Annotated in this window: 11 protein-coding genes; 8 read left to right on the top strand and 3 right to left on the bottom strand. The window is 67.2% G+C overall.

Translation table 11 applies throughout. The features are described from left to right. Positions 1 to 5 precede the first annotated feature (5 nt). The 5 genes from AAHS21_RS03520 (at position 6) to AAHS21_RS03500 (ending at position 5,946) form a co-directional block, all read left to right on the top strand. The gene (locus tag AAHS21_RS03520) at positions 6 to 1,835 is read left to right on the top strand and encodes a phosphoenolpyruvate carboxykinase (GTP) (RefSeq protein WP_342926293.1); all 1,830 of its coding nucleotides are present in this window, start codon (positions 6 to 8) and stop codon (positions 1,833 to 1,835) included. Positions 1,836 to 2,013: 178 nt separating this feature from the next. Continuing rightward, complete coding sequence (locus AAHS21_RS03515; protein ID WP_342926565.1) at positions 2,014 to 2,274, top strand: hypothetical protein; 261 nt, start codon at positions 2,014 to 2,016, stop codon at positions 2,272 to 2,274. Between the two features lie 59 nt (positions 2,275 to 2,333). Next, positions 2,334 to 3,407, top strand: a complete 1,074-nt coding sequence (locus AAHS21_RS03510) for an alpha/beta hydrolase (RefSeq protein WP_342926292.1) — start codon at positions 2,334 to 2,336, stop codon at positions 3,405 to 3,407. Between the two features lie 49 nt (positions 3,408 to 3,456). Next, complete coding sequence (gene fadD4, locus AAHS21_RS03505) at positions 3,457 to 4,974, top strand: fatty-acid--CoA ligase FadD4 (protein ID WP_342926291.1); 1,518 nt, start codon at positions 3,457 to 3,459, stop codon at positions 4,972 to 4,974. A gap of 3 nt (positions 4,975 to 4,977) precedes the next feature. Then, positions 4,978 to 5,946, top strand: a complete 969-nt coding sequence (locus AAHS21_RS03500) for an enoyl-CoA hydratase/isomerase family protein (RefSeq protein ID WP_342926290.1) — start codon at positions 4,978 to 4,980, stop codon at positions 5,944 to 5,946. On the opposite strand, the gene AAHS21_RS03495 is transcribed toward AAHS21_RS03500, so the two are convergent. Continuing rightward, positions 5,940 to 6,407 (bottom strand): CD225/dispanin family protein, encoded by a 468-nt coding sequence (locus tag AAHS21_RS03495; protein ID WP_342926289.1) that lies wholly within the window; start codon positions 6,405 to 6,407, stop codon positions 5,940 to 5,942. The genes AAHS21_RS03500 and AAHS21_RS03495 overlap by 7 nt on opposite strands. A gap of 111 nt (positions 6,408 to 6,518) precedes the next feature. Further along, the gene (locus tag AAHS21_RS03490; protein WP_342926288.1) at positions 6,519 to 7,724 is read right to left on the bottom strand and encodes an acyl-CoA dehydrogenase family protein; all 1,206 of its coding nucleotides are present in this window, start codon (positions 7,722 to 7,724) and stop codon (positions 6,519 to 6,521) included. 8 nt (positions 7,725 to 7,732) lie between these two features. On the opposite strand from AAHS21_RS03490, the gene AAHS21_RS03485 reads away from it, so the two are divergent. Genes AAHS21_RS03485 through AAHS21_RS03475 form a run of 3 tightly spaced genes read left to right on the top strand, consistent with a single transcriptional unit; the run spans position 7,733 to position 11,252 of the window. Beyond that, positions 7,733 to 8,737 (top strand): MaoC family dehydratase, encoded by a 1,005-nt coding sequence (locus tag AAHS21_RS03485; protein ID WP_342926287.1) that lies wholly within the window; start codon positions 7,733 to 7,735, stop codon positions 8,735 to 8,737. A gap of 11 nt (positions 8,738 to 8,748) precedes the next feature. After that, positions 8,749 to 9,945: a CoA transferase gene (locus AAHS21_RS03480; protein WP_342926286.1), complete on the top strand. Its 1,197-nt coding sequence runs from the start codon at positions 8,749 to 8,751 to the stop codon at positions 9,943 to 9,945. Then, positions 9,939 to 11,252, top strand: a complete 1,314-nt coding sequence (locus tag AAHS21_RS03475; RefSeq protein ID WP_342926285.1) for an amidohydrolase family protein — start codon at positions 9,939 to 9,941, stop codon at positions 11,250 to 11,252. The genes AAHS21_RS03480 and AAHS21_RS03475 overlap by 7 nt, the downstream gene beginning before the upstream one ends. On the opposite strand, the gene AAHS21_RS03470 is transcribed toward AAHS21_RS03475, so the two are convergent. After that, positions 11,249 to 12,151 (bottom strand): alpha/beta hydrolase, encoded by a 903-nt coding sequence (locus tag AAHS21_RS03470; RefSeq protein ID WP_342926284.1) that lies wholly within the window; start codon positions 12,149 to 12,151, stop codon positions 11,249 to 11,251. The genes AAHS21_RS03475 and AAHS21_RS03470 overlap by 4 nt on opposite strands. Positions 12,152 to 12,163 lie beyond the last annotated feature (12 nt).

Below are 12,163 nucleotides of genomic sequence, written 5' to 3'. Positions count from 1 at the left end.
GTTCGATGACCTCAGCGACCATTCCCGGTCTAGACAACGCACCCACGAATCATCGGGGGCTGCTGGCGTGGGTAGAGGAGGTCGCCGAGCTCACCCAGCCCGACCGGGTTGTGTTCGCTGACGGCTCCGACGAGGAGTTCAACCGGCTGGCCACGCAACTCGTCGAGGCGGGCACCCTGAAGAAGCTGAACGAGGAGAAGCGCCCGAACTCCTACCTGGCGCTGTCGGACCCGTCCGACGTGGCGCGGGTGGAGTCGCGGACCTTCATCTGCTCCGAGCGCGAGATCGACGCGGGCCCGACCAACAACTGGATGGACCCCGCCGAGATGCGGTCCACGATGAACGACCTGTACCGCGGCTGCATGCGCGGTCGCACCATGTGGGTGGTGCCGTTCTGCATGGGCCCGCTGGGCGCCGAGGACCCCAAGCTGGGCGTGGAGATCACCGACTCCGAGTACGTCGTCCTCTCGATGAAGGTGATGACCCGGATGGGCAAGGCGGCGCTGGAGAAGATCGGCGACGACGGCTTCTTCGTCAAGGCGATGCACTCGGTGGGCGCCCCGCTGGAGCCGGGCCAAAAAGACGTGCCGTGGCCGTGCAACGAGACCAAGTACATCACCCACTTCCCCGAGACCCGCGAGATCATGAGCTACGGCTCGGGCTACGGCGGTAACGCGCTGCTGGGCAAGAAGTGCTACTCGCTGCGGATCGCTTCGGCGATGGCGCACGACGAGGGCTGGCTCGCCGAGCACATGCTGATCCTCAAGCTGATCTCCCCGGAGAACAAGGCCTACTACTTCGCTGCGGCCTTCCCGTCGGCGTGCGGCAAGACCAACCTCGCGATGCTGCAGCCGACCATCCCGGGCTGGCGCGCCGAGACCCTCGGTGACGACATCGCCTGGATGCGGTTCGGCAAGGACGGGCGGCTCTACGCCGTCAACCCGGAGTTCGGCTTCTTCGGTGTCGCGCCCGGCACCAACTGGAAGTCCAACCCGAACGCGATGCGCACCATGGAAGCCGGCAACACCGTCTTCACCAACGTCGCGCTGACCGACGACCACGACGTGTGGTGGGAAGGTCTGGAAGGCGAGCCCGACCACCTGATCGACTGGAAGGGCAACGACTGGATCCTGCGCGAGACGGACACCAAAGCGGCGCACCCCAATTCGCGGTACTGCACCCCGATGTCGCAGTGCCCGATCCTGGCGCCGGAGTGGGACGACCCGCAGGGTGTGCCGATTTCCGGCATCCTGTTCGGCGCGCGCCGCAAGACGACGGTGCCGCTGGTGACCCAGGCCCGCGACTGGCAGCACGGCGTCTTCATGGGCGCCACGATGGGCAGCGAGCAGACCGCCGCAGCCGAGGGCAAGGTCGGCACCGTGCGCCGCGACCCGATGGCCATGCTCCCGTTCTTGGGCTACCACGTCGGTGACTACTTCCAGCACTGGATCGACCTGGGCAAGAACTCCGACGAGTCCAAGCTGCCAAAGGTGTTCTTCGTCAACTGGTTCCGTCGCGACTCCGACGGCGGCTTCCTGTGGCCCGGTTTCGGCGAGAACAGCCGGGTGCTCAAGTGGATCGTCGACCGCATCGAGCACCAGGCCGGCGGCCAGGACACCCCGATCGGTATCGTGCCGACCGCGGACGACCTGGACCTCGACGGTCTGCAGATCGAGGGCGGTGACGTGGCCAAGGCGCTGGCGGTCAACGCGGCCGAGTGGCGCGAGGAACTGCCCCTGATCGAGGAGTGGTTCGAGTTCGTCGGCGACAAGCTGCCCACCGGCGTCCGCGACGAGTTCGAGGCGCTCAAGCAGCGGCTCGCCGAGGCCGAATAACACCGCAGGCAACATTGAATCGGGCTGGCGCGCAAGACGCGTCAGCCCGAATTCATTCGCCGGGTTCTCGGCAAACGAGTGTTTGGAACCGCACGCTGCGGTGTATAGATAGCTAACACCCGAACCCGGAAGGCCGACGATGAAGTCTGTGAAGTCCAAGACAACCCCCGCGCTCACGATTGTGGTTGCAGCGGCGGGAATCCTGTTCAGCGGATGCTCGGCGTCGCAAGTGATCAACACCGGCGGCGACACCAAGTGCAAAGACTTCACCACACAGGACGAGAAGAAGCAGAACGACGAGGTCAGCAAAATGCTGAAGGACAAGAGCGGCCAGGACCCGGCCAATCTGGAGATTTCCGCGACGCGACTGTCCGCACAGACCTGGTGCCAAACGTTGGGCAAGCCGGACTCCAAGATCTCCGAGGCGCCGCACGGCTGACGCGGCAGTCCTACCAGCACAACTTGCACGGCGGCGGCGCCGGTGCAGATCATCAAAGCGTGATCGTCGACCGCCGCCATGCACTCGTCGCGGCGGGATTGCTGGTTTCCGCCTGTCACAGCACGCCCGCAGGGCCACGTGACGCCGAGCCGGCGATACCCTGGCCCTCGGGTGACGCCCTCGGTATCGGGTTGGAGGGCTATCCCTATCCCCATCCGGTGCACTATCTCGACGTCACCCACGTCGCCCAGGCGGAATGGATCGATCGCCAGGCTCCGGACTGGGAACGGCGGGCGCGGCTGGCGTACATGGACATTGCGCCCGAGGGCGGGCAGCCGCGGGGCATCGTGCTGCTGGTGCACGGGAAGAATTTCTTCGGCGCTTACTGGAGGCACGTCATCGCGGCGCTGCGTCACGAGGGCTACCGGATCATTGTTCCCGACCTGGTCGGCTGGGGTAAGTCCACCAAGCCCTCGACGTTGACCGCGGAATCGCTGGTGGCACACCTGCGCTCGCTGCTCGACGCTCTCACCGTGAATTCCGTTGCCGTCGTGGGTCATTCGACGGGCGGGCTGGTGGCCATGCAGATGGCCCGGGTGCTGCCCGAGCGGGTGGCCGCGCTGGTGCTGGAGAACCCGATGGGACTCGAGGACTACCGGCACAAGCTGATCCGTCAGGTGGGCCACGACGATTGGGCGGCCGACGAACGGTCCTCGACCGCCGATCAGATCCGCCAGTACATCGCGCATTATTTCGTGAACAAAGATCCTCGACTCATCGATCCGTTCGTCGCGGTGCGCACGGCGATCGGGCGCTCACCGGAGTTCGAGCGCTGGGTGCAGAGTTCGGCGGCGGCCACCGACATGCTGCTCAATGAGCCCGCAGTGGATTTCGTCGCGTCGTTGTCCGCCCGCACGCTGTTCGTCTGCGGCCTGTCCGACCGCACCTATGTGGGCGCGAAGTACACCGCGCCCAACGAGCAAGCCGCCAAAGGGAATATCGCCGCAATGGCCCAGGCCGTCGCGGCCAGGATGCCCGCCGCCCGTTTCGTCGGGGTGCCCGACACCGGCCATGTGCCGCATCTGGAATCACCGGCCGCGTTCTCCTCGGCCGTGCTGGAGTTTCTGCACTGAGCACCGGACACTTGACACCCGTCAAATTTGACGGCGGTACAGTCTTCGCATGCAGATCCGCCCCTACCTCGGCGCCGACAAGCCGGCGATCATCCTGTACCCATCGGGAACGGTTGTCACCTTCGATGAACTGGAAGCACGGGCCAACCGGCTGGCACACCGGTTCCGTCAGGCGGGTCTGCGCGAGGGCGACAGCGTCGCGATCCTGATGGAGAACAATCAGCACATCCACGCGGTCATGTGGGCGGCCCGGCGCAGCGGCCTGTACTACGTGCCGATCAACACCCACCTGACCGCGGCCGAGGCGGCCTACATCATCGACAACAGCAACGCCAAGGCGATCGTCGGTTCGGCGGCGCTGCGTGACACCCTCGCCGGCCTGGCCGAGCATTTGCCGAACGGTCTGCCCGAATTGCTGCTGATCGCCGACGGTGAACTGCCGGGCTGGGAGCGCTACCCGGAATGCGTTGCGAATCAACCGGATACCCCGATCGATGACGAGATCGAGGGCGATCTGTTGCAGTACTCCTCGGGCACCACCGGCCGGCCCAAGGGGATCAAACGCGAATTGCCGCATGTCCCACCGCAGGACGCGCCGGGCATGATGTCGGCTCTGGTCGACTTCTGGATGGACAGCGACACGGTGTATCTGAGTCCCGCCCCGCTGTATCACACCGCGCCGTCGGTGTGGTCGATGACGGTGCAGGGCGCCGGTCTCACCACGGTGGTGATGGAGAAATTCGACGCCGAGGGGACGCTGGACGCGATCCAGCGGCACCGGGTCACCCACGGTCAGTTCGTGCCGGCCATGTTCGTCCGGATGCTGAAACTTCCTGCGGCCATTCGTGATTCGTATGACTTATCCAGCCTGAAGCGGGTGATGCACGCCGCGGCGCCGTGTCCGGTAGAGATCAAAAAGCAGATGATCGAGTGGTGGGGACCGATCGTCGACGAGTATTACGCGTCGTCGGAAGCGCACGGGTCGACGCTGATCTTCGCCGAGGACTGGCTGACACATCCGGGTTCGGTCGGCAAACCCATGGGCGGCGCCGTGCACATCCTCGATGAGAACGGCAACGAGCTGCCGCCCGGCGAGGCCGGTGAGATCTACTTCGAAGGCGGGGTTTCGTTTGAGTACCTCAACGACCCAACCAAAACCGCCTCATCCCGCGACAAGCACGGGTGGACCACCGTCGGCGACATCGGTTACCTCGACGAGGAGGGCTACCTGTACCTGACCGACCGGCGCCACCACATGATCATCTCCGGCGGGGTCAACATCTATCCGCAGGAAGCCGAGAATCTTCTGGTCACCCACCCGAAGGTGCTGGACGCCGCGGTGTTTGGGGTGCCCGACGACGAGATGGGTCAGCGGGTGGTAGCGGCGGTGCAGACCGTCGAGGAGGCCGATGCCACCGAGGAGTTCGGCGACGAGCTGATGACGTGGCTGCGAGACCAATTGTCGCACTTCAAATGCCCGCGCTCGATCGCGTTCGAGACGCAGCTGCCCCGCACCGACACCGGCAAGCTTTACAAGAATGCGCTGATCGAGAAGTATTCGGTGTGACCGATGTTCCGGGTAGTCGACGCGTCGAGTGCACCCGAGGCGGCCTTGCCGTCGCCGCCCGGGGTGGTCGTCGGCGTCGCAACGGGCGCTGAGATCGCACGAGACGAACCCTGGCTGCAAACAGCAACTTTCACGCTTACCGAAGAAACCTGCGACGACCGGCGGGTGATCACCGTCGATTCCGTGCCCGAGACGCTCGCCGAGCTGCGCAAGCGGTGTGAGCACTGGCCGCAGGCCAGCAGTGTCTGCGACGACGTGTTGCGCGCGATGACGCCCGATGTCCCGACGCTGGCCGCGGTGGTGACCGAATCGCTGGCCTACTCGACCCTGCAGGCCGGCCCCGAGTTCGCGCGCTGGCTCACCGAACGCGGCCCGGCCCGGATGCCCGAGGTCCCCGACCCGGTGCAGACCGAGCGCGACGGCGACACCCTGCTGGTTAGGTTCAATCGCCCCCTTCGTCACAACGCGTTTTCTACCGACGCACGCGCGGCACTGCTGGAGGCACTGACCGTCGCGCAACTCGACCCGTCGGTCAGCGGGATCGTGTTGAGCGGCAACGGTCCCTCGTTTTGCAGCGGCGGGGATCTCGCCGAATTCGGCACCTTCACCGATCCCGCGAGCGCGCACCTGGCCCGCACCCGTCACAGCCCGGCACTGGCGCTCGACGCGCTCACCGCCAGGCTCGGCAGGTCCTGCCGAGCCCAGCTGCACGGCCGGGTGCTGGGCAGCGGCTTGGAAATGGCCGCATTCTGTGGATGGGTTGAGGCGCAGCAGGATTCGCTCTTCGGGCTACCGGAATTAAGCCTCGGATTGATCCCTGGTGCCGGCGGAACCGTCAGCGTCACCCGCCGCATCGGCCGCTGGCGAACGGCCTATCTGGTGCTGTCCGGCCGGACCGTCGGTGTCGACACGGCGCTGCGTTGGGGGCTGATCGATGCGACTTACGTTGGCGCGCAACCGATTGTTCAGTAGCCGCCGAAGGTGGTGCTGGTCGTCGACGGGATGCTGGACACGGCGACCACGGCGATGACGATGTAGAGGATCGCGATGATCGCATAGGTCACGCCACCGGCGATGGCGCCGATGATCGCCCACTTCTTGGCGTTGCTCGACGCTTCCTGTGCCTCGGCGACCCGGCCCTGCGCCCAGAGTCCGGAGACCTTGTTGGAGTAGACCAGCGAGATGATCCCGAACGGCAGGCAGCACAGCACCGTGCACAGAATTGCCCAGACGAGGTAGTTATCCGGTTCCTGCTGGCCCGGCCAGGCGCCCGGCTGCTGGGCCGGCCAACCCGGTTGTGGTGGCTGCTGCCAGCCCGGCTGCTGCGGCTGACCCTGCCACTCCGGCTGCTGCGGTTGACCCTGCCACTCGGGTTGCTGGGGTTGGCCCTGCCACTCGGGGGAGCCTTCGTACGGCCCTGGGGGATAACTCATGGCAACCGACTTTCTTTCGGTCCAATAGGTTTACTCCCGCGCCGGTTTGCTGGTGCGCAAGTCAGGCAAATATAGCGCACAAGCGGAGGTCAAGCGCCGATTCGGTCCCGCTCAGATACCGCCCCTGGCCACCAACTGGCCGGCAATCACATTGCGCTGGATCTCGTTGGTGCCCTCCCCGACGATCATCAGGGGCGCGTCGCGAAAGTAGCGTTCGACGTCGTACTCGGTGGAGTAGCCGTAGCCGCCGTGGATGCGTACCGCGTTGAGCGCGATCTCCATCGCGATCTCCGAGGCGAACAGCTTTGCCATCCCGGCTTCCATGTCGCAACGTTCGCCGCTGTCGTAACGCTGCGCGGCGTAACGGGTGAGCTGGCGGGCGGCGGTGAGTTTGGTGGCCATGTCGGCCAGGTAGTTGCCGACGGCCTGATGCTTCCAGATCGGCTGGCCGAAGCTCTCCCGCTGCTGGGCATAGGCCAGCGCATCCTCGAGTGCCGCGGTAGCCACGCCCAGCGCGCGGGACGCCACCTGGATGCGCCCCGTCTCGAGGCCCTTCATCATTTGCGAAAAGCCCTCGCCCATAACATCTCCCAGGACGGCAGAAGTGGGAGCCGGGTAGTTGTCGAAGGACAGCTCGCACGACTCGACGCCCTTGTAGCCGAGCTTGGGCAGATCCCTGGAAATCGTCAGGCCCCGACCCTGCTCCACGAGCACGATCGAGATGCCCTTATGGCGTGGTGTGGCGTGCGGGTCGGTCTTGCACAGCAGCGCGATCAGCCCGGAATGACGCGCGTTACTGATCCAGGTTTTGGCGCCGTTGATCAGCAGGCCGCCCGAGCCGTCGGGCAGCGCGGTGGTTGACATGTTCTGCAGGTCGGAGCCGCCGCCGGGCTCGGTCAGTGCCATCGTGGCCCGCACCTCGCCGGTGGCCATCCGCGGCAGGTAGGTCCGCTTCTGCTCCTCGGTGCCGAACAACACCAGCAGTTTGGCGACCACGGTGTGCCCGCCCATCGCGCCGGCCAGGCTCATCCAGCCGCGGGCCAGCTCCTGGGTGACCCGCACATACCCCGGCATCGATACCGGCGAACCGCCGTATTCCTCGGGGATGGCCAGGCCGTAGATGCCGATGCGCTTCATCTGCTCGATCCACGCTTCGGGGTAGGCGTTGGCGTGTTCGACCTCGCGGACAGTCGGTTTGACCTCCCGGTCGATGAACGCCCGCACCGTGGCGACCAGCATGTCTTCTTCGTCGTCCAACTCCGACCCTTCCCTGTGCCACCTCCGGCATTGCGCTTCGATTCGACAGCCTGCCAGCATGAGGCGTTGTGACGGGTAACGGGTATGCGGGAATCCGGGAAGGCGGGCCGTACTTCGACGATCTGTCCAGAGGCCAGATCTTCGACTGGGCACCGGTGGCGACGCTTTCGGCGGGGCTGGCCGCCGCGCATCAGGCGATCCTCGGGGACCGGCTGCGGCTGGCCCTGGACGCTGACCTTTGCGCCGCGGTGACGGGCGCGCCCGGACCGCTGGCGCATCCGGGGCTGGTCTGCGACGTCGCGATTGGGCAGAGCACGCTGGTCACCCAGCGGGTCAAAGCCAACCTGTTCTACCGCGGGCTGACCTTCCACCGGTTCCCGGTCATCGGCGATTCCCTCTACACCCGCACCGAAGTCGTTGGGCTGCGCGCCAACTCGCCCAAGCCCGGCCGGGCCCCGACTGGTCTTGCCGCGCTGCGAATGACGACGATTGACCAGGCCGATCAGCTGGTGCTCGATTTCTACCGCTGCGCAATGTTGCCCGCGAGCCCGGACTTCGATCCCGACAACGCGTCCGCCGACGATCTGTCCACGATCGGCGCCGATGCGGCACCGGCCGCCGTTGCGCCGGCGTCGCACTGGGACGGCGAGGCCTTCCGAAAGCGAGTGCCCGGGCCGCATTTCGACACCGCACTGGCGGGTGCGGTGCTGCACAGTACCGGCGACGTCGTCAGCAGCGCACCCGAGCTGGCCCGGCTTACCCTGAACATCGCTGCAGCACACCATGATTGGAGATCCGGCGGGCGACGGCTGGTGTACGGCGGACACACCATCGGGCTGGCGTTCGCGCAGGCCAATAGGTTGCTGCCCAATCTGGGCGCGGTGCTGGGCTGGGAGTCGTGCGATCACACCGGGCCGGTGTACGAGGGCGACACCTTGTACAGCGAACTGCATGTCGAGTCGGCCGACGCCGGCGTGCTGGGACTGCGATCGCTGGTCTACGCGGTCGGTGACGGGGCCGAACAGCCCGACCGGCCCGTGCTGGACTGGCGACTGCGGGCGCTGCACTTCTAACCCGGAGGACAATGGTCCAGGTGAGCAACGCGGCGTCGCGGTGGGGGAGCAGCGGGCTGGCCTGCCTGACCGGCCTGCCCGGCGGGCCGCCGGACTTCTCGCGCGCCCAGGTGCTGGCCCGTGCCGAGCAGGTCGCGGTGGCGGTCGGGGCTCTTCTGGGCATCACCGTCGATGCGGCCACCCTGTTGGCCGGCCGGGCCGGATTGCTCGGATTGCGCCGCGGCGGCCGGATTTCGGCCGGCGGTGCTACCCGGCTGCTCGCAGCGCGTGACGGTTGGTGCGCGCTGACGCTGTCGCGTCCCGACGACATCGCCGCCGTCCCCGCACTGTTGGAAGTTGACGAGGTGCCCGCCGATCCCTGGCCGATGCTACAGCTTTGGGCCGCAACGCGTCTCGTCTCGGCGATCACCGAACGGGCCAGCCTGCTCGACATGCCGGCGGCCGTCCTGGGCGAGGCCGTCGCCGCGCCGGCGCGGGTTGTGCGAATGGGCAGCGTGGGCACCGCGCGGGACATCGGGGGCCTGCTGGTGGCCGACCTGTCGTCGATGTGGGCCGGTCCGCTGTGCGGGCAGCTGCTGGCCCGCGCGGGAGGCATCGTCGTCAAAGTCGAAAGCCCACGACGACCCGACGGCACCCGGGCAGGCAATGGCGCATTCTTCGACTGGATGAACGGTGAAAAGCTGTCCTATTGCCTGGATTTCGACAGCCAGGCCGACGAGCTGCGCGAACTGCTTGCGGTCGCCGACATCGTGATCGAGGGCTCGCGGTCCGCGGCACTGGACCGGCGCCGGTTGGGCCCCGACCATATTGCGCCGCGAGCAGGCCGAATCTGGTTGCGTATCAGCGGGTATGACCAGCACCCCGGCAGGCCGGCTTTCGGCGACGACGCCGCGGTGGCCGGTGGCCTGGTCGGCACCGCCCCGGACGGCCCGGTGTTCTGCGGGGACGCCATCGCCGATCCGCTCACTGGGCTGGAAGCGGCCTTGACCGTCGCCGAATCGATGGCCCGCGGTGGCGGCGAGTTGATCCAGCTGTCGATGGCGGGGATCGCCGCGGGCTATGCCGGCCTGCCCCGGGCGGCGTCGGTGACCGACTGCCCGGCGCCCCCGCCGCAGCAGCCGCCGCCACACCGCCGCGCCGCCGAACTGGGGGCGGACAACGAGGGTGTACGCCGGATGGTCGGCGAAAGGCGGTTGCTGTCATGCTGATCCAGCGGGCGACCCTGCTGGACGGCACGGTGACCGATATCCGGGTCGGCGCGCACATCGAGGAGATGGGCGACAAACTCGCATCCAGAAGTGGTGAGACCGTGCTCGACGCGCACGGTGCGACCGTGCTGCCCGGCCTGCACGACCACCACGTGCATCTGCGCTCGGCCGCCGCGGCGATGGATTCGCTGCTACTCGGACCTCCCCGCGTCCACACCAAAGACCAACTGATACAAGAACTGTCGACGGCCACGCCGAATGCCGACGGATGGATCCGGGCGATCGGGTACCACGAATCCGTCGCCGGTGAGCTGGATCGCGCCGCGCTCGACGCCATCGTGGCAGGCATTCCGGTCCGCGTCCAGCATCGCAGCGGCGCCTTGTGGATCCTCAATTCCGGGGCACTGCGACTGCTCGGAATGGCCGACCACCCCGACGGGCGGCTGCGCGCCAACGACCGTTGGTCCGAGGCGCTGCAGCGTCAAACCAGCGACCTCACCGAACTGAGTAGGCGCCTGACCGCCGTCGGTGTCACCGGAGTCACCGACGCCACACCGGATCTCGGCGCGGACGACATGGTGTCGCTGTTGGTGGCGCACCGGCACGCAGAGTTCGCACCGCGGCTGTCTTTCCTGGCCCCGGGAAAGAAGATCCTGCACGACGACCGTCTCGACCTGGACTCGCTGACCGAATGGATCGCCGACCGCCACGCCGGCGGACAGCCGGTTGCCGTGCACTGCGTGACCGCGGCCCAGTTGGTGGTCACCATCGCGGCATTGCGTGCCGCCGGCAGCCATCCGCGTGATCGCATCGAGCACGCCGCGGTCGTCGACGACGACAATCTTGCCGACCTCGCGGACCTTTCCCGGTCCGAAGGGCTCACCGTGGTAACCCAGCCCAACTTCGTTGCCGAACGCGGCGATCAATACCTCGCCGAGATTCCCGCCGCCGAGCACGCCGCGCTGTGGCGAGTCGCGTCGCTGCGAAAAGCGAAGGTGCGTTTGGCATTATCGACCGACATGCCATTCGGTCGCGGTGACCCGTGGGCGTCCATGCGGGCTGCGGTACACCGCACCACACCTGACGGCGCGGTGCTCGGTATCGACGAATGTGTCTCGGCGACAGCCGCTTTGACGATGTTCCTGGGTTCAGCCGAGCAGCCGAGCCGACCCAGGGCCGTCGACGTCGGAGCGCCGGCCGACCTATGCGTGCTGGCCGCGCCGCCCGCCACGGTGCTGGCCGAACTGGACGCCGGGCTGGTGGCCGCGACGATCATCGGCGGCGTTATCGCCCACCCCGCGCACTAGCGCGCCGCAGCCAGCGCCCCGCGCAGGACTTCGCACTGGCTGTCGAAGAAGCGCTGCGACACATGTACTTTCGGTGCCACCAAGTCGAATCCGTGGAAGGCGCCGGGGATGGTCTGGACCTCGCACGGCACTCCGGCGGCCCGCAGCCGCTCGGCGTAGACGAGGTCTTCGTCGTGGAACAGGTCGTGCGTCCCGACGCCGATCCAGGCTGGTGCCAACCCGGCGAGGTCGTCGCGGCGGGCCGGCACGGCGACCTGCGGATCGGCGTCGCCCAGATACGCCGACCAGCCGAACTGATTGCTGCGGGTGTTCCACAGGCGGTAGTCCGGGTTCTCGGCCGTCAGCGAGCTGCGGTCGTCGAGCATCGGGTAGGCCAGCAGCTGGAAGAAGGGGGCGACCTCGCCGCGGTCCCGGGCCAGCAAGGCCAGCGCCGCCGCAAGACCGCCACCGGCGCTGGCGCCGCCGATCGCCACTTGGCTCCGGTCCACCGCGGGCAGACCGGCCAGCCAGGTCAGTGCCGCATAGCAGTCCTCGAGCGGTGTGGGATACGGATGTTCAGGGGCCAGGCGGTATTTCACCGCCGCGACGGTGATGCCCAGCCTGGTGCTGAATCCGTGGCACACCCGGTCGTCTTGTTGCGGGCTGCCCATCACATATCCGCCGCCGTGTATCCACAGCAGTGCCGGTGCGGGATCGGTGACGCCGGGCGGCCGGAACAGCCGGATGCCGACTCCGGAACCGAGGGTGATCACTTCGGCATGCCGCGACGCGCCGGGGTTGCGGCGCTCGCGCAATTTGGTCAACACCCGGATGGTGGACAGGCTGCGGGGACTGACGATTTGTCGCGGCGCGATGCGCGCGATCCGGCGTAGATCTGGGTGAACGTCGCTGTTCGGCACCGGTCCAGTATG

Origin of the sequence: Mycobacterium sp. 050272 (genome assembly GCF_039023525.1) — a bacterium.
Lineage (GTDB): Bacteria > Actinomycetota > Actinomycetes > Mycobacteriales > Mycobacteriaceae > Mycobacterium.
This window is presented reverse-complemented; position numbering and strand designations above follow the sequence as displayed.